The 17,235-nt window shown below is 51.4% G+C and carries 19 protein-coding genes; 11 read left to right on the top strand and 8 right to left on the bottom strand.

The features are described 5' to 3' along the window. Positions 1-10: 10 nt before the first annotated feature. From gcl to allA, 3 genes are all read right to left on the bottom strand, one after another. Positions 11-1,792 carry a glyoxylate carboligase gene (gene gcl / locus ATB02_RS17640; protein WP_001342079.1) on the bottom strand — a complete coding sequence of 594 codons (1,782 nt, stop codon included), beginning with the start codon at positions 1,790-1,792 and terminating at the stop codon, positions 11-13. Between the two features lie 89 nt (positions 1,793-1,881). Continuing rightward, complete coding sequence (gene allR, locus ATB02_RS17635) at positions 1,882-2,697, bottom strand: HTH-type transcriptional repressor AllR (RefSeq protein ID WP_000141275.1); 816 nt, start codon at positions 2,695-2,697, stop codon at positions 1,882-1,884. 77 nt (positions 2,698-2,774) lie between these two features. After that, positions 2,775-3,257 carry an ureidoglycolate lyase gene (gene allA, locus ATB02_RS17630; RefSeq protein WP_000776388.1) on the bottom strand — a complete coding sequence of 161 codons (483 nt, stop codon included), beginning with the start codon at positions 3,255-3,257 and terminating at the stop codon, positions 2,775-2,777. Between the two features lie 228 nt (positions 3,258-3,485). Here allA and allS point away from each other — a divergent pair, with 228 nt between their 5' ends. From allS to dinQ, 3 genes are all read left to right on the top strand, one after another. After that, positions 3,486-4,412, top strand: a complete 927-nt coding sequence (gene allS / locus ATB02_RS17625) for an HTH-type transcriptional activator AllS (RefSeq protein WP_000460145.1) — start codon at positions 3,486-3,488, stop codon at positions 4,410-4,412. A 68-nt stretch (positions 4,413-4,480) separates the two neighbouring features. Continuing rightward, positions 4,481-5,575, top strand: a complete 1,095-nt coding sequence (gene mnmH / locus ATB02_RS17620) for a tRNA 2-selenouridine(34) synthase MnmH (RefSeq protein WP_105271981.1) — start codon at positions 4,481-4,483, stop codon at positions 5,573-5,575. A gap of 339 nt (positions 5,576-5,914) precedes the next feature. Then, on the top strand, positions 5,915-6,070 hold the full coding sequence (gene dinQ / locus ATB02_RS27090; RefSeq protein ID WP_001308457.1) for a damage-inducible type I toxin DinQ: 156 nt from the start codon (positions 5,915-5,917) through the stop codon (positions 6,068-6,070). A gap of 205 nt (positions 6,071-6,275) precedes the next feature. Here dinQ and ybbP read toward each other — a convergent pair whose 3' ends face one another. Together ybbP and ybbA are read right to left on the bottom strand one after the other, a co-directional pair. Next, entirely contained in the window at positions 6,276-8,690 is a 2,415-nt protein-coding gene (gene ybbP / locus ATB02_RS17615; RefSeq protein ID WP_105271980.1) for a putative ABC transporter permease subunit YbbP, read from the bottom strand. Further along, positions 8,687-9,373: a putative ABC transporter ATP-binding protein YbbA gene (gene ybbA / locus ATB02_RS17610; protein WP_032237096.1), complete on the bottom strand. Its 687-nt coding sequence runs from the start codon at positions 9,371-9,373 to the stop codon at positions 8,687-8,689. The genes ybbP and ybbA overlap by 4 nt, the downstream gene beginning before the upstream one ends. Here ybbA and tesA point away from each other — a divergent pair. Genes tesA through cnoX form a run of 3 tightly spaced genes read left to right on the top strand, consistent with a single transcriptional unit; the run spans position 9,344 to position 11,681 of the window. Continuing rightward, the gene (gene tesA, locus ATB02_RS17605; protein ID WP_001295836.1) at positions 9,344-9,967 is read left to right on the top strand and encodes a multifunctional acyl-CoA thioesterase I/protease I/lysophospholipase L1; all 624 of its coding nucleotides are present in this window, start codon (positions 9,344-9,346) and stop codon (positions 9,965-9,967) included. The two genes, ybbA and tesA, sit on opposite strands and share 30 nt — an antisense overlap. Further along, positions 9,957-10,766: an NADP(+)-dependent aldehyde reductase gene (ybbO, locus tag ATB02_RS17600; protein ID WP_105271979.1), complete on the top strand. Its 810-nt coding sequence runs from the start codon at positions 9,957-9,959 to the stop codon at positions 10,764-10,766. The genes tesA and ybbO overlap by 11 nt, the downstream gene beginning before the upstream one ends. 60 nt (positions 10,767-10,826) lie before the next feature. Then, positions 10,827-11,681 (top strand): chaperedoxin, encoded by an 855-nt coding sequence (gene cnoX, locus ATB02_RS17595; RefSeq protein ID WP_001295322.1) that lies wholly within the window; start codon positions 10,827-10,829, stop codon positions 11,679-11,681. 62 nt (positions 11,682-11,743) lie between these two features. Here the strand turns inward: cnoX and fetB are convergent, their stop codons facing one another. Together fetB and fetA are read right to left on the bottom strand one after the other, a co-directional pair. Next, positions 11,744-12,523, bottom strand: coding sequence for an iron efflux ABC transporter permease subunit FetB (gene fetB / locus ATB02_RS17590; protein ID WP_001353389.1), 780 nt, complete (start codon positions 12,521-12,523; stop codon positions 11,744-11,746). Beyond that, entirely contained in the window at positions 12,510-13,187 is a 678-nt protein-coding gene (gene fetA / locus ATB02_RS17585) for an iron efflux ABC transporter ATP-binding subunit FetA (RefSeq protein ID WP_001157552.1), read from the bottom strand. Before fetA ends, fetB begins: the two co-directional genes overlap by 14 nt. 145 nt (positions 13,188-13,332) lie before the next feature. Here fetA and ATB02_RS17580 point away from each other — a divergent pair, with 145 nt between their 5' ends. Next, positions 13,333-14,250: an SPFH domain-containing protein gene (locus ATB02_RS17580; RefSeq protein ID WP_000904502.1), complete on the top strand. Its 918-nt coding sequence runs from the start codon at positions 13,333-13,335 to the stop codon at positions 14,248-14,250. Further along, the gene (locus ATB02_RS17575) at positions 14,247-14,705 is read left to right on the top strand and encodes an NfeD family protein (RefSeq protein ID WP_000970318.1); all 459 of its coding nucleotides are present in this window, start codon (positions 14,247-14,249) and stop codon (positions 14,703-14,705) included. The genes ATB02_RS17580 and ATB02_RS17575 overlap by 4 nt, the downstream gene beginning before the upstream one ends. 102 nt (positions 14,706-14,807) lie before the next feature. Here the strand turns inward: ATB02_RS17575 and ATB02_RS17570 are convergent, their stop codons facing one another. Further along, the gene (locus ATB02_RS17570) at positions 14,808-15,170 is read right to left on the bottom strand and encodes a hypothetical protein (RefSeq protein WP_001001644.1); all 363 of its coding nucleotides are present in this window, start codon (positions 15,168-15,170) and stop codon (positions 14,808-14,810) included. A gap of 366 nt (positions 15,171-15,536) precedes the next feature. Between ATB02_RS17570 and ATB02_RS17565 the strand changes: the two genes are divergently transcribed. From ATB02_RS17565 to ATB02_RS26725, 3 genes are read left to right on the top strand one after another with little or no spacing between them, the layout of a single operon-like run. After that, positions 15,537-16,553 carry a YadA family autotransporter adhesin gene (locus ATB02_RS17565; RefSeq protein WP_000859811.1) on the top strand — a complete coding sequence of 339 codons (1,017 nt, stop codon included), beginning with the start codon at positions 15,537-15,539 and terminating at the stop codon, positions 16,551-16,553. 53 nt (positions 16,554-16,606) lie between these two features. Continuing rightward, entirely contained in the window at positions 16,607-17,029 is a 423-nt protein-coding gene (locus tag ATB02_RS17560; RefSeq protein ID WP_001353390.1) for a hypothetical protein, read from the top strand. Further along, positions 17,026-17,220: a hypothetical protein gene (locus tag ATB02_RS26725; protein WP_000779039.1), complete on the top strand. Its 195-nt coding sequence runs from the start codon at positions 17,026-17,028 to the stop codon at positions 17,218-17,220. Before ATB02_RS17560 ends, ATB02_RS26725 begins: the two co-directional genes overlap by 4 nt. Positions 17,221-17,235: the final 15 nt, after the last annotated feature.

Below are 17,235 nucleotides of genomic sequence, written 5' to 3'. Positions count from 1 at the left end.
TTTATCTCCCTTATTCATAGTGCATGAAGCAGGTTTCAGTCGGTGCGTCCGCTGCGTTATCGGCGATATCTTCAAATTCCATGACGTTATCCAGTTCGCTGCCCATCGAAATATTGGTCACACGCTCGAGAATAACTTCCACGACTACCGGTACCCGATATTGCGCCATTAAGGCTTTCGCCTGTTCAAAGGCCGGTGCAATATCTTCCGGTTTGAAGACCCGAATAGCTTTACAACCTAAACCTTCCGCTACTTTTACGTGGTCGACGCCGTAACCGTTCACTTCGCTGGAGTTAATATTTTCGAACGCGAGCTGTACGCAGTAATCCATATCAAACGCGCGTTGCGACTGACGAATCAGACCCAGATAGGCGTTATTCACCAGCACATGGATGTACGGAATGTTGAACTGCGCGCCAACGGCTAATTCTTCAATCAGGAACTGGAAGTCGAAGTCACCGGAAATCGCCACCACATTGCGCTCTGGATCAGCGGCACACACGCCCAGCGCCGCCGGAATGGTCCAGCCCAACGGGCCTGCCTGCCCACAGTTGATCCAGTGGCGGTCTTTAAAGACATGCAGCATTTGTGCCGCAGCGATTTGTGACAGACCAATGGTGGTGACATAGCAAACATCGCGACCAAAGGCTTTGTTCATCTCTTCATACACGCGCTGCGGTTTCACCGGCACATTGTCGAAGTGGGTTTTGCGCAGCAAAGTGCGTTTGCGCTGCTGGCAGTCGGCGACCCATTCTTTACGACACGGCAGACGACCCGCTTTTTGCATCTCCTGCGCCACTTCAACCAGTAAAGTCAGGGCAGCTTTAGCATCAGAGACAATCCCCAGATCCGGGCACAGCACGCGGCCAATTTGCGTCGGCTCAATATCGATATGGACGATTTTGCGCCCTTCGGTGTATTTCTCTACCGAACCGGTATGACGGTTGGCGAAACGGTTACCGATACCAAACACCATGTCGGACGCCAGCAACGTTGCGTTACCGTAACGATGCGCGGTTTGCAGACCCACCATCCCGGCCATCAGTTCGTGGTCGTCCGGGATACAGCCCCAGCCCATCAGCGTTGGGATCACCGGAACGCTGGTCAGTTCAGCGAACTGTTGTAACAGTGCAGCTGCGTCAGCATTGATGACCCCGCCCCCGGCAACAATCACCGGACGTTCAGCCTGGATTAACATTTCGACCGCTTTTTCAATCTGCATACGGCTGGCAGCAGGTTTATAGACCGGCAGCGGTTCGTACATGTCAGGATCAAACTCGATTTCCGCCACCTGAACGTCGAACGGTAAATCCACCAGTACCGGACCCGGACGACCAGAACGCATCAGGTGAAATGCCTGTTGCAGCACGCGAGGCACCAGCGCCGCTTCACGAACTGTAACCGCCATTTTGCTGACCGGTTTAGCAATTGCTTCAATATCTACGGCCTGAAAATCTTCTTTATGCAGACGGGCGCGCGGTGCCTGGCCGGTAATGCACAGAATAGGAATGGAATCAGCAGAAGCGGAATAGAGCGCGGTGATCATGTCCGTGCCCGCAGGACCGGAAGTCCCCAGACATACGCCGATATTCCCTGCCGTTGCGCGGGTATAACCTTCCGCCATGTGCGAAGCACCTTCCACATGACGCGCCAGAATGTGACGAATACCGCCGTGCTTACGCATCGCTGAGTAAAACGGATTGATTGCAGCTCCCGGAACGCCGAAGGCGGTGGTGATACCTTCTTTCTCCAGCACATACATTGCCGCGTCAACGGCTCTCATTTTTGCCATTTTATTCCTACCTCTATTAATTGGAAAAATTTTCCAACTTTCAAATTTTGTCAAAAAAACCCGCTCCGCAGAGCGGGATGCGACAGACACTATGGATGTGCTTTCAGTCCCAACGCCGTGCTGATATCGCGGGCGGTGTCTCTGACCAGCTCACCCTGACTGACAAAACGATCTTCTGTCAGTCTTGATGAAGGCCCGGAGATGGAGATAGCGGCAACAACGCTACCTACATCATCGTAAATTGCTGAAGCTATGCAATTCAGACCTACAACATGCTCTTCTTTATCTACGGTATAGCCCAGTTCACGCGCTTGTTCCAGGTCCTTCAGCAAGGTGGGCATATCCACAAGCGTAGTTGGCGTAAACTGCTGCAAACCGGTTTGCAGAATGATGCTCATCAACTCCTCTTCCGCCAGCGGATAAAGCAGCGCTTTGCCCGCACCGGAAGCATGCAGCGGCAGACGACTGCCCAGCGGCGCACACATCCTGACCATCGATTTACATTCTAACTGACCAATTAATACTGCTTCATTGCCGTTACGAATCGCGACATTGACCGTTTCGCCGGAAAGTAACATCAGGCGGCGCATAAATGGCCCAGCGACGGAGAGGACATCGCGGTTATGGATGTACGCCGCACCGACGTTAAAGACACCTAATCCTATATGCCACCAGCCTAACTGACTGTCCTGATAGACAAAATCCGCTGCCTGTAAAACCTTCAGCAAGCGAAAGGTCGTGGAGAGCGGCAAATCCAGATTGAGAGAAATATCGCTAACCGACGAACTTCCCCCACTTTTTTCCAGATATTGCAGAATCGCAATTCCCCGCTCTAACGCCTGTGCGCCCTTTTGTGCCACAGGCTCCGCCTGTCCTGGCCTGCCGCGCCGTCTAACTTCCGTCATACCTACGTTAACTCCGACCTACAAGTGAGCATAAACAATGAACAATTAGTTTATCTTATGCAAGTCGGTTGCAGGCGTCACGCAAAACAGAGTTCCTGTTCAGGAATACTTTCAACATCACAGTTGTCACTGCCGCCGCGATCGATGGTCAGAAAATCGGTGACGCGCTGCCAGGCGAAAAGTGGGTGATGCCAGACGTTACGATGATAATTCACTCCCTGTTCACCGTTGGTGATAAACGCCCGCAGCGTTGACAGGTCTGGTTTGTCGTCACCTAACGCCACGACCACCACAAACACTTCACCTTTCATCGGGATAAAGGCCTGAGTGCCCAGCGGATGACGTTCGAGTTCGTGAATGGTCAGCGGCAGATTCGCCGGTTGCGCGCGGTTAATGCTGATAAGCGTACGGTCTTGCTCAAGAATCTCAACCAGCGCCAAATCGTGGTAACGCTCCACCAGGCCATTGTTAATATGGAAAAAATCCCGTTGCTGCGTTTCGATTACGTCGCCATAAGCACTAAAGGCTTCCTGACTTAACGGTAATACCTGAAGTTTCATCTTTTTGTCCTTGTAACATAATTCCGTTCAACCACCGCCGACCGGACAATGTGGTTCAATAACAGGCAATCTAAAACCTTAAGAGAACAACATCAATACAAAAGTAGGAATATTTTTCCAAAACTAAATTTAGTCCACAAATCACACAGGGTTATCATGTAAAAATACTGATATATCAGAGGATAAGAAAATCACGCAACTTGCGGATTTAAAAGGGGATACCTGAAGATGTTCGATCCAGAAACCTTGCGGACTTTCATTGCGGTTGCTGAAACAGGAAGTTTTTCAAAAGCGGCAGAACGATTATGTAAAACCACGGCGACGATCAGTTATCGCATTAAACTTCTGGAAGAGAATACCGGAGTGGCGCTGTTTTTCCGCACGACTCGCAGCGTGACGTTGACAGCGGCTGGCGAGCATCTACTTTCTCAGGCCAGAGACTGGCTGAGCTGGCTGGAAAGTATGCCCAGCGAGCTGCAACAGGTGAATGATGGCGTGGAACGCCAGGTGAATATTGTCATCAACAACCTGCTCTACAACCCCCAGGCCGTCGCCCAGCTGCTGGCGTGGCTGAATGAACGTTACCCCTTTACCCAGTTTCACATCTCCCGACAAATCTATATGGGCGTCTGGGACTCGCTATTGTACGAAGGTTTTTCACTGGCTATCGGCGTCACGGGGACAGAAGCTCTGGCAAATACTTTTAGCCTTGATCCCTTAGGTTCGGTGCAATGGCGCTTTGTCATGGCGGCGGATCACCCGCTGGCGAACGTTGAAGAGCCACTCACAGAAGCGCAGTTACGGCGCTTTCCGGCGGTTAATATTGAAGACAGCGCCCGCACCTTAACCAAGCGCGTCGCCTGGCGTTTGCCGGGGCAAAAAGAGATTATTGTTCCCGATATGGAAACGAAAATCGCCGCCCATCTGGCGGGCGTTGGCATTGGTTTTTTGCCAAAATCACTTTGCCAGTCAATGATCGATAATCAACAACTGGTCAGCCGGGTAATCCCAACGATGCGCCCTCCTTCGCCATTGAGTCTGGCATGGCGCAAATTTGGCAGTGGCAAAGCGGTAGAAGATATTGTGACCTTGTTTACTCAGCGCAGGCCGGAAATCAGCGGATTTTTAGAAATTTTCGGCAACCCACGCAGTTAAAAATCAAGTTTCCTTGCGCGTTGGCGCGTAAAATAGCGCGCAAGCTGATTTGAGGTTCACTTTTAACTATGCAAGAGAGACACACGGAACAGGACTATCGTGCCCTGCTGATTGCTGATACGCCCATTATTGATGTTCGCGCCCCCATCGAGTTTGAGCAAGGCGCAATGCCCGCCGCTATCAACCTGCCGTTAATGAATAACGATGAACGCGCCGCCGTTGGCACCTGCTATAAACAACAAGGGTCTGACGCGGCGCTGGCGCTGGGGCATAAACTGGTGGCGGGTGAAATTCGTCAGCTGCGCATGGACGCCTGGCGGGCAGCGTGTCTGCAAAATCCGCAAGGTATTCTCTGCTGCGCCCGTGGCGGTCAACGTTCGCACATTGTGCAACGCTGGCTGCATGAAGCGGGGATTGATTATCCGCTAGTGGAAGGCGGTTATAAGGCACTGCGCCAGGCCGCGATTCAGGCAACTATTGAACTGTCACACAAACCGATAGTGCTGATTGGCGGTTGTACCGGCAGCGGCAAAACGCTGTTAGTGCAACAACAGCCGAACGGTGTTGATCTGGAAGGGCTGGCGCGTCACCGCGGTTCGGCGTTTGGTCGCACGTTACAACCACAACTTAGCCAGGCGAGTTTTGAAAACCTGCTGGCTGCCGAAATGCTAAAAACCGACGCCCGTCAGGCGCTGCGCCTGTGGGTTCTGGAAGACGAAAGCCGGATGATCGGTTCGAATCACCTGCCGGAATGCCTGCGCGAACGCATGACGCAGGCGGCGATTGCGGTGGTAGAAGATCCGTTTGAGATCCGTCTTGAACGCCTGAACGAAGAGTATTTCTTGCGTATGCATCATGATTTTACCCATGCGTACGGCGACGAACAGGGCTGGCAGGAGTATTGCGAATACCTGCATCACGGACTTTCGGCGATTAAGCGTCGGCTGGGGCTACAACGCTATAACGAACTGGCTGCAGGGCTGGATGCGGCGCTGACAACGCAACTCGCAACCGGTAGCACCGACGGTCATCTGGCCTGGCTGGTGCCGTTACTTGAAGAATATTACGACCCGATGTATCGCTATCAGCTTGAGAAAAAAGCGGAAAAAGTTGTCTTTCGCGGTGAGTGGGCGGAAGTGGCGGAGTGGGTGAAGTCGCGGTAATGGGCGATATTCTGAAACGGCGATTGTCGTGAGAACAGAATGGTTGCACCAGAATACAGATATAAAAAAACCGACATGACAGTCGGTTTTTTTATTTTTTCCGCCCAAGACTTGGTGGTTCCGGGCAGAAATGAAACAGTCCTCATCTAGCAAGTGAATTATAAGTCAGGATGCCTACATATTCAAACAGCTATGTTGGCGATACAATCCCGACGCTAGTAGTGATACTGCCTCAAGGGATTACCGCAGTGCGGAAAAGTACTTTTAAGTCCTGGTCAGGATACAGGTGGTGCTGATTCTGGTGCTCTAATTTGGAGAGAGGCAGTCCTCATCTAGCACATGAAGAAAATCATAGTTACAGGCAACGTAAGGGTAAGCTGTGATTGTCTTTCTCCCTTAAGGGAGCAACGGATGAAAACTTTTCTCGATAAAGTTCTCATCGTTCTTAAGGCGCTAATCGCGCTGCTGGAACTGATCCGTCAGTTTATTGAATAACTGAGGAAACGTAGCTAAGGCCGAAGGTTTACCACCTTCGGCCTTTAAAAAAACCGACATGACAGTTGGTTTCAGATTTATTGCCAAAATGCACACTGTTCATGCCGGATGCGGCGTGAACGCCTTATCCGGCCTACGGTTAAGTGCAGTTTTGTAGGCCTGATAAGACGCGCCAGCGTCGCATCAGGCAATCTAACACCTGTCATCACCCCGCAAACTGCCTGAACAGCGCCTTCCCTTTTACCAGTCGCGCGCCCAGCCAGCCGCCGCAAAGCGACAGCAGCAGCGCACCGCTGCACGGTAGCACAATCCACAATCGCCAGTCTGGCTCCCACGGGAAATCAAACACTTTCGCCTGCAACACTGCCAGTGCCGTTTCCGCACCAATTGCGGCCACCAGGCCGGATACAAACCCGAGCATGGCGAACTCACACCACAATGTCGTGCGCAGCAGTTTTTTGCCCGCACCGAGAGTGCGCCACACCACCAGCTCCTGATGACGCTGACGCATTCCCACCTGCACCTGTGCCAGCAACAGCAACATACCGCAGGCGGTGACCAGCACCACCATCACTTCCAGCGCCCGACTTACCTGCTCCAGCACCTGACCGACCTGTTTTAAAATCGCGCCAATGTCTAACAGGCTAATGGTCGGGAACTGGCGGTTGAGTTGCGTCAACATGCCGTTGCCATTCTCCCAGCGGAAACTGGTAAGCCAGCTCTGCGGTTGCCCGTCTAATGCCCCTTCCGGGAAAATAAAATAGAAATTAGGCCGCAGACTTTCCCAGTCCACTTTGCGCAGGCTGGTCACTTTAGCGCGGAACTCCTGGGTATCGCCCATAAAAGTCACGGTATCGCCGAGGGCAACGTTTAAGCGTTTCGCCAGCCCCTCTTCCATCGATACTTCATCGGCTTTTGGCGGCCAGTTACCGGCGACAATTGGATTATGATCGGGCCGCGTATTTTGCCAGGTGAGATTGAGTTCGCGATTGAGCGCCTCATCTTCATTGTCTTCTGTCGGCTTATCGTTAATCGCCGTCAACCGCGCCCGCACTACCGGATAAAACGATTCCGGGACTATTTGATGTTCCGCGAGGAACGCTTTTAGCGGCGTAACCTGTTCTGTGGCGATGTTGATTAAAAAGTAGTTCGGGCTTTCTGGCGGTAGCTGCTGTTGCCAGCGGTCGAGCAGATCGCCACGCAACACCAGCAACAGTGCCAGCAGCATAAAGGAGAGCGAAAATGCCGAAAGCTGGCTTAACGTTGACCACGGCTGACGTAACAGGCGGCTGACCGCCAGGCGCAGAGGTAGCGATTTCAGCGTCATGCGGCGAAGTACATTCAGCAGCATCCAGCCCAGGACACCGCACAGCAAAGCCAGTACTACCGCGCCCGCCAGCACCGCCCAGAGCAGCATACTGCCGCCCATTAATCCGGCGAGCAGCAGCACAACCACCACACTGACAATCGGCAGATAAAACTTCAGCGGCCAGACGTTCGCGACCACATCATTACGCAATACGCGTAAAGGCTGTGTTGCCAGCAACAAGCGGTACGGTCGTAGCCCCACCAGCAGCGAGATGACCGTCATGGTGCCAAGCGCCCACAGCCATGGCCAGAGGCTGGCAGGCGGTAGTGCGGCAGGCAGCACGGGTTTGAGCAGTACCATCAACACGTTTTCGAACAACAGGCCTATCGCCCCGCCGGTAACGGCTGAAAGTACCAGCACCATCAACCACTGACCGACAATTAACTTACGCAATTGCGCTCGCCCTGCTCCCAGCGTTTTGAGGATCGCCACCAGATCATAGCGACTGCGACAGTAATGATTCATCGCCACCGCCACCGCTGCCACTGCCAGCAGCAAGGTCAGAAGCGCCGAAAGCAGCAGGAACTGTTGCGAGCGTTCCATTGAGCGCCCCAGCGCGCCTTCGTCCTGTTCCAGACCGTACCAGCGTTGTTCGGGTTTAAGCTGGGGTAACAACCATTTCTCATAGCCGTCGAGCTGGTTCTCGCTGCCGCCGAATTTATAGCGCCAGGTGACCCGACTCCCCGGCTGCACGGCTCCGGTTTTATCAACATCCGCCAGATTCATCATCAGGCGTGGGGCTATCTGGAAAGGATTAAAACCGGAATCCGGTTCCTGAATCACTTCTCCGGCAATCCGCAAGGTGGCATCGCCCACGTCAATGGTGTCGCCCGTTTTCAGGTTAAGCAGTGCCATCAGGCGTGGGGCCAGCAATACGCTGCCCGCCTGCGGTTTCAGGCCCGGGGGATTGGTTTGCAGATCGCCATACATCGGGTAGATATCATCCACCGCTTTGACGTTCGCCAGCTGCGGTGTGTCGCCTGCAAATGTCATGGTGGCGAAAGTCAGCTGCTTGCCGACTTTCAGGCCGCGCTTTTGCGCTTCCTCCAGCCACGCTTGCGGCACTTCGCGCGAACTGCGCAACGCCCGATCGCCCGCCATAAACTCACGGCTTTGCTGGCTTAAGCCCTTCTCCATGCGATCGCTGATATTGCCCAGCGCCAGCACGCAGGCCACCGCCAGGCTTAGCGCCAGCCAGACAATTAACAGCGACGGCGAGCGCCATTCGCGCCAGAACCAACGTGCAATCATGCTTCCTCCTGCAACTGCCCGTTAACCAGTCGTAAGCAGCGATCGCAGCGTGCCGCCAGTTGCAGGTCGTGAGTCACCATAATCAACGTGGTGCCATGCTCACGGTTGAGGGAAAACAGCAGGTCGGCAATTTTATCGCCCGTCTGGCGGTCAAGGTTACCGGTGGGTTCGTCGGCAAACAGCACATCAGGCCGACCATTAAAAGCTCGCGCCAGCGCCACACGTTGCTGTTCACCGCCGGAAAGCTGTGCCGGAAGATGATCAAGACGTTTACCCAGCCCTAACTGTTCGAGCAACGCTTTCGCTCCGTTACGACTTTCTGCGCTACTCTCACCACGCAGCAGCGCCGGAAGCTCGACGTTTTCCAGCGCGTTAAGGGTAGGAATTAACATAAATGACTGAAAAACAAAACCTACATGCTTCGCGCGTAACTTTGCCCGCGCTTCTTCGTCCATATTATGTAGCGGTTGTCCCACCAGATTTACTTCGCCACTGCTGCCGTCATCCAGTCCGGCGAGGATCGCCAGCAACGTTGACTTACCCGATCCCGACTCGCCCACCAGCGCGATGGTTTCTCCGCGTTTGACAACCAGCTCAACTCCGGTGAGGATGGAGAGTTCATGCTCCCCCTGACCGACGGACTTCTTAAGATGATGAACTTCAACAATGTTTTCCGCTGGCATTTGCCCTTCCTGTTCCTGGTCCTGTTAACCTTCCGTGCCGCCGCAGCGGACACGTTATTGATTCTGGGTGATAGCCTGAGCGCCGGGTATCGAATGTCTGCCAGCGCGGCCTGGCCTGCCTTGTTGAATGATAAGTGGCAGAGTAAAACGTCGGTAGTTAATGCCAGCATCAGCGGCGACACCTCGCAACAAGGACTGGCGCGCCTTCCGGCTCTGCTGAAACAGCATCAGCCGCGCTGGGTGCTGGTTGAACTGGGCGGCAATGACGGTTTGCGTGGTTTTCAGCCACAACAAACCGAGCAAACGCTGCGCCAGATTTTGCAGGATGTCAAAGCCGCCAACGCTGAACCATTGTTAATGCAAATACGTCTGCCTGCAAACTATGGTCGCCGTTATAATGAAGCCTTTAGCGCCATTTACCCCAAACTCGCCAAAGAGTTTGATGTTCCGCTGCTGCCCTTTTTTATGGAAGAGGTCTACCTCAAGCCACAATGGATGCAGGATGACGGTATTCATCCCAACCGCGACGCCCAGCCGTTTATTGCCGACTGGATGGCGAAGCAGTTGCAGCCTTTAGTAAATCATGACTCATAAAGCAACGGAGATCCTGACAGGTAAAGTTATGCAAAAATCGGTCTTAATTACCGGATGTTCCAGTGGAATTGGCCTGGAAAGCGCGCTCGAATTAAAACTCCAGGGTTTTCATGTGCTGGCAGGTTGCCGGAAACCGGATGATGTTGAGCGCATGAACAGCATGGGATTTACCGGCGTGTTGATCGATCTGGATTCGCCAGAAAATGTTGATCGCGCAGCCGACGAAGTGATCGCTCTGACCGATAATTGTCTGTATGGGATCTTTAACAATGCCGGATTCGGCATGTATGGCCCCCTTTCCACCATCAGCCGTGCGCAGATGGAACAGCAGTTTTCCGCCAACTTTTTCGGCGCACACCAGCTCACCATGCGCCTGTTACCCGCGATGTTGCCGCACGGTGAAGGGCGTATTGTGATGACCTCATCGGTGATGGGATTAATCTCCACACCGGGTCGCGGCGCTTACGCGGCCAGTAAATATGCGCTGGAGGCGTGGTCAGACGCGCTGCGCATGGAGCTGCGCCACAGCGGAATTAAAGTCAGCCTGATTGAACCCGGTCCCATTCGTACTCGCTTCACCGACAACGTCAACCAGACGCAAAGTGATAAACCGGTCGAAAACCCCGGCATCGCCGCTCGCTTTACGTTGGGGCCGGAAGCAGTGGTCGACAAAGTACGCCATGCTTTTATTAGCGAGAAGCCGAAGATGCGCTATCCGGTAACGCTGGTGACCTGGGCAGTAATGGTGCTTAAGCGCCTGCTGCCGGGGCGCGTGATGGACAAAATATTGCAGGGGTGAGTTGAAGCCCGCGCTTAAGCCCCCATGTCAAAGAAAATATCGACAACAGAGAGCGACTCCATGTCCGTAGAAAATATTGTCAACATTAACGAATCTAACCTGCAACAGGTTCTTGAACAGTCGATGACCACACCGGTGCTGTTCTATTTTTGGTCTGAACGTAGCCAGCACTGTTTGCAGTTAACCCCAATTCTGGAAAGCCTCGCGGCTCAGTACAACGGGCAATTTATTCTGGCGAAGCTGGACTGCGACGCGGAGCAGATGATTGCCGCCCAGTTTGGTCTGCGCGCGATTCCGACCGTATATCTGTTCCAGAACGGGCAACCAGTAGACGGCTTCCAGGGGCCGCAACCGGAAGAGGCGATCCGCGCCCTGCTGGATAAAGTGCTGCCGCGCGAAGAAGAACTGAAAGCGCAGCAGGCGATGCAACTGATGCAGGAAGGTAATTACACCGATGCCCTGCCATTGCTGAAAGACGCCTGGCAACTGTCGAACCAGAACGGGGAGATCGGCCTGCTGCTGGCAGAAACGCTGATTGCGCTGAACCGTTCTGAAGATGCAGAAGCCGTGCTGAAAACCATTCCTTTGCAGGATCAGGACACCCGCTACCAGGGGCTGGTGGCGCAAATTGAACTGCTGAAGCAGGCGGCAGATACACCGGAAATTCAACAGTTGCAACAGCAGGTGGCGGAGAATCCAGAAGATGCCGCACTGGCGACGCAACTGGCACTGCAACTGCATCAGGTTGGGCGCAATGAAGAGGCACTGGAGTTGCTGTTTGGGCATCTGCGTAAAGATCTCACCGCAGCAGACGGTCAGACACGTAAAACGTTCCAGGAGATCCTTGCTGCGCTGGGGACCGGTGATGCACTGGCGTCGAAGTATCGCCGCCAGCTGTATGCGTTGTTGTATTGATATTTCGTTGAACAGCAGATGAACCACAACGCCGGATGCGAGGCTGCACATCCGGCATCGCATTATTTCTTCGTCAATTGCGTCACCACCAACTGGTGGCGCGAATTATAAAACTTACGATAGGTTAAATAGCAGGCAATAATGGTCGACAAGCTGGCGGTTGAGAGCAGCATAAAGGTCACCATAATCTGATATTTAATCGCCTTCACCGGATCAATCCCGGCAAATATCAGCCCGGACATCATTCCCGGTAAACTCACTAAGCCAACCGTTTTTGCTGAATCGACCGTCGGAATTAAAGCCGCGCGAATACTGTCGCGAATCAATATCGCTGAAGCCTGTTTCGGCGTCGCGCCAAGACTCAGTTTCTCCTGAATCTGTTGTTGTTCGCTAATCACCCGTTGCCCTAAATTGTTGTAACACAACCCCACCGCTACCATGGCGTTACCGGCTATCATCCCGGCGATAGGGATCACCTGCATCGGGATAAATTCAATCGACCCAGAGAGGATCAGTACCGCCAGGGTAATTCCCGCTCCGACCGTAATGGCAATAAACGATGAGATAAAAGCTTTAGCAATATATTTACTGCGTTTTTGCGCATTCCACGCCGCATTAAAGCAGATAAATAACACCATCAATAATGTCAGGCTGGCATCATCCACGCTGAAAATATACTTCAGCACATAGCCGACAATAATCAGCTGAATTATCGCGCGCCCAACGCTCCAGAGAATATCTTTCTCCAGCGCCAGTTTTTCTTTATGGCTAATTAAGATTGCCACCACCACCAGCATTAATGCCAGTGCCAATGATTCGTTAGTAATATTATGCGAGTTCATAGCGTGCTTCCTGCATTTCTCGGGCATGCGGTTGCAGTGTAATCACTTTATCCGCATGATTAATTTCGTCTTTATCGTGTGTCACCCACAGCACGGCAATATTTTGCTCGCGCACATAACGGTGGATCATCTCATTAACGTTATGTTTATTACTTTCATCCAGTGCACTGGTGATTTCATCCAGCAATAATACCTTTGGCATAAATTGCAGGTTACGAATCAATGAGATGCGTTGTTTTTCACCACCAGATAGCTCGGCGATATTCTTTGTCAAAATGCTGTCCGGCAAAGCGAAGCGTTCGAGAAAATCGAGAAAAATGGCTGGGTCAGGCTGCTGGTTACGGATCTGCCAGGGAAAGATCAGATTATCGTATACCGTATCGCCAAACAGCGTCGGCGTCTGGGCGCAGTAAGATACTTGCTGGCGGTAGATTTCTGGCTTGAGTGTACTGACATCCTCACCTTCAAACAGCAACGTTCCGCTGGTTGGGCTGATTAATGAAGCAACAATTTTCAGCAGCGTACTTTTGCCACAACCGGAAGGGCCGGTAATTAACTTAAATTCGCCAGCACGTAGCGAAAAATTGATGTTATTAAGAATCTTCGTATCACCCGCCAGATATCCTACGTTTTGTAGCTGAAGCAAAGGACTATTTTCCTGCATCGCTGTTCCCTTTTTCTGATTTTTACTAAAAACAGTTTATCCTTCGCAGGAATAAGGGGGAACTCTCTTTCAGTAATCAGGTATAATTTGTTTAATCAAGCAGCAATTTTGCTGATTATGGACGGTACAACAGGAGGTTTTTCCGATGCTTATCTTTATCCCGATTCTCATTTTTGTCGCGCTGGTCATTGTTGGCGCGGGCGTCAAAATCGTGCCGCAGGGCTATCAGTGGACAGTAGAACGTTTTGGTCGCTATACCAAAACGTTACAGCCAGGGCTAAGTCTGGTGGTGCCGTTTATGGATCGCATTGGTCGCAAGATCAATATGATGGAGCAAGTGCTCGATATCCCTTCCCAGGAAGTTATCTCGAAAGATAACGCCAACGTTACCATCGACGCCGTGTGCTTTATTCAGGTGATTGATGCCCCGCGCGCGGCTTATGAAGTCAGCAATCTGGAGCTGGCGATCATCAACCTGACCATGACTAACATCCGTACCGTACTGGGTTCAATGGAACTTGACGAAATGCTCTCCCAGCGCGATAGCATCAACTCACGTTTGCTACGTATTGTCGATGAGGCTACCAACCCGTGGGGGATTAAAGTCACCCGTATTGAAATTCGCGACGTGCGCCCACCGGCAGAGCTTATCTCTTCAATGAACGCGCAGATGAAAGCTGAACGTACCAAACGCGCTTACATCCTTGAAGCGGAAGGGATCCGTCAGGCGGAAATCCTCAAAGCCGAAGGTGAAAAACAGTCGCAAATCCTGAAAGCGGAAGGTGAGCGTCAGTCGGCATTTTTACAGGCTGAAGCGCGTGAACGTTCCGCCGAAGCAGAAGCCCGTGCCACTAAAATGGTGTCGGAAGCCATCGCCTCTGGTGATATTCAGGCAGTGAACTACTTCGTCGCACAGAAATACACCGAAGCGTTACAGCAGATCGGTTCATCCAGTAACAGCAAAGTAGTGATGATGCCATTAGAGGCCAGCAGCCTGATGGGGTCGATTGCCGGGATTGCCGAGCTGGTGAAAGACAGCGCCAACAAACGGACTCAGCCATGATGGAGTTAATGGTCGTTCATCCACATATTTTCTGGCTCAGTCTCGGCGGGTTGCTGCTGGCTGCCGAAATGCTGGGCGGTAATGGTTATCTGTTGTGGAGCGGCGTGGCAGCGGTGATTACCGGCCTGGTGGTCTGGTTGCTGCCGCTGGGCTGGGAGTGGCAAGGGGTGATGTTTGCCGTCCTGACGCTGCTCGCCGCCTGGCTGTGGTGGAAATGGTTGTCGCGGCGGGTGCGCGAACAAAAGCACAGCGACAGTCATTTAAACCAGCGCGGGCAGCAGCTTATTGGCCGACGTTTTGTGCTGGAATCTCCGCTGGTCAACGGGCGCGGTCATATGCGCGTCGGTGACAGTTCATGGCCTGTCAGCGCCAGCGAGGATCTCGGCGCAGGTACGCATGTTGAGGTGATTGCGATAGAAGGGATAACGCTGATTATCCGTGCGGTCATCGCCTGATGCGACGCTGGCGCGTCTTATCATGCCTACAAAATATGCCCGAATCGTAGGCCAGATAAGGCGCTTGCGCCGCATCCGGCATATAGCCGAGTAGAGGCAAAATTACTCTTCCCGGCCTTTACCCATACTTTTTTGGTCTTCATCCGGATAATGTTTTTTTAGATATTCCAGGACGTTTTTATTGACCTTGTGTTGCGTATACACCCACCCTTTCCAGTAATCAGGCTGGTCCAGGTAAACTTCTGGCGGAATGGTGAAATCAGAAAGCGTTAACCATTCGGCTAATAGATCGGGGTTTCGTTTCTGGATTAACTGCAACAGCATAATCAGTGACATAGCTGAGGCAGGAGCCGTACTATCGCCACTTAAATATTTCCACACTGTTGACCGGTTCGAACGAAAAAGGATCGGTAGCAATGCCCGGTCCAGATTCATTTCATTAAAAATCTTCTCAAATTCATTCATTTAAATTTTCCTGCCTGGCGTAAACCTCTTAAAAATTGAGATTTATCAAAGAAACGCATTTTAGCACACATCAGGAACTGCTTCACGTTTAGTCCAGAAACAGAATTTATTTCGCTTATCAAAACAAGTCTTTACTCTTTTTTACATTAAAAGAGCACGAAATGTTTTCCTTTTTAATTTATAAAAGAAACATTTTTTGTTTCTTATTTGTGGTGTTTACGCTTACACCAGACAAAAATGTGCTTTACATCACACAAATGGCGGCGTAGATTTCGATTAAATTGCAACGTAGTTTATTTCTTAAAACAATATTATTTGTTTCTTATAGAAACATTAATGCGACTTATTTTGAACAAGAGAAAATGAATGAAAACTGTAAACGTAGCTTTACTGGCACTCATAATTTCAGCAACATCCAGCCCTGTTGTTTTAGCTGGTGATACCATTGAAGCGGCGGCAACAGAGCTTTCAGCCATTAACTCTGGCATGTCGCAATCGGAGATTGAGCAGAAGATTACCCGCTTTTTAGAACGCACCGACAACAGCCCCGCTGCATATACCTATTTGACTGAACATCACTACATCCCTTCTGAAACACCTGATACCACTCAGACTCCCCCTGTCCAGACAGATCCTGACGCAGGACAAAAAACCGTTGCCGCTACAGGTGATGTACAGACAACCGCCCGTTATCAGAGCATGATCAACGCCCGACAGTCTGCGGTAACTGATGCCCAGCAAACGCAAATTACAGAGCAACAGGCGCAGATCGTAGCCACACAAAAAACGCTCGCCGCGACTGGAGATACGCAAAATACTGCGCATTATCAGGAGATGATTAATGCCAGACTGGCGGCTCAAAATGAGGCTAATCAGCGCACTACCACGGAACAAGGGCAGAAAATGAATGCACTGACAACCGATGTGGCAGCACAACAGCAAAAAGAAAGGGCTCAATACGATAAACAAATGCAAAGTCTGGCGCAGAAGTCTGTCCAGGCACATGAGCAAATTGAAAGTCTGAGACAAGATTCCGCACAAACGCAGCAACAGTTAACCAACACCCAAAAACGGGTCGCAGATAACAGCCAACAAATTAACACGCTCAATAACCATTTCGATTCTCTGAAAAACGAAGTTGAGGACAATCGTAAAGAAGCCAATGCGGGAACTGCATCTGCCATCGCTATCGCTTCACAACCACAGGTGAAAACCGGTGACTTTATGATGGTGTCTGCAGGAGCGGGAACGTTCAACGGTGAATCTGCGGTGTCTGTCGGAACATCATTTAATGCTGGAATTCATACAGTAATTAAAGCGGGAGTCTCTGCGGATACACAATCTGATTTCGGCGCGGGTGTCGGCGTGGGGTATTCGTTCTAATTTTAATAGCAATTTCTTATTCGCAATTTTCCGTACATTATTTAAGGTTAACAATGATGAATAGCTCCATTAAATCGTTTTCCCTGCTGGCGGTTATATTACTGGCTGGCTGTAGTTCACCCACTTCCCGCATCGCAGATTGCCAAGCGCAGGGAGTCAGTCATGACACCTGTTATCTCGCAGAACAACAGCGTCAGGCGGCTATTTTAAGTGCATCAGAAGCACAGGCATTTAAAAATGCAGAAGCCGCACAACATGCCCAGGCCGCTAAAAAATCTATTTATAAAGGATTTGGCGTCACCTTCAGAATGAGCAGTAAGAACTTTGCTTATCTCAATGATTCATTATGTGCCATAGATGAAGATAATGCCGATGCCACGGTTTATCAGTCGGGTCTGTATAACGTCATTGTTTATCATCACACAGGAAAAGTAGCCTTAATGAAAGAAGGCCAGTTTGTGGGTTATTTAAAATGAAACTCACGCTTATACATATTATGATTATTGGCGCTTTTATCTTTGCATTCTTGCAAGTGGTATTATTAGCCTCCCTGGTTCACGCTGTGAATGTTAACAACGAAATCCAGGAAGGCTTATTTCAGTCGGGGCGCATTATGGTAGAAAGTTTGCAGCATATTCTGTCTGTGCAACCGGGGATTAACGGGTAAGAGCACCGCTTCCAT

The sequence above is a fragment of the Escherichia sp. MOD1-EC5189 genome, assembly GCF_002966045.1.
Classification (GTDB): domain Bacteria; phylum Pseudomonadota; class Gammaproteobacteria; order Enterobacterales; family Enterobacteriaceae; genus Escherichia; species Escherichia coli_F.
Note: the sequence above shows the minus strand (reverse complement) of the source record. Positions and strands in the feature narration are given on the sequence as shown.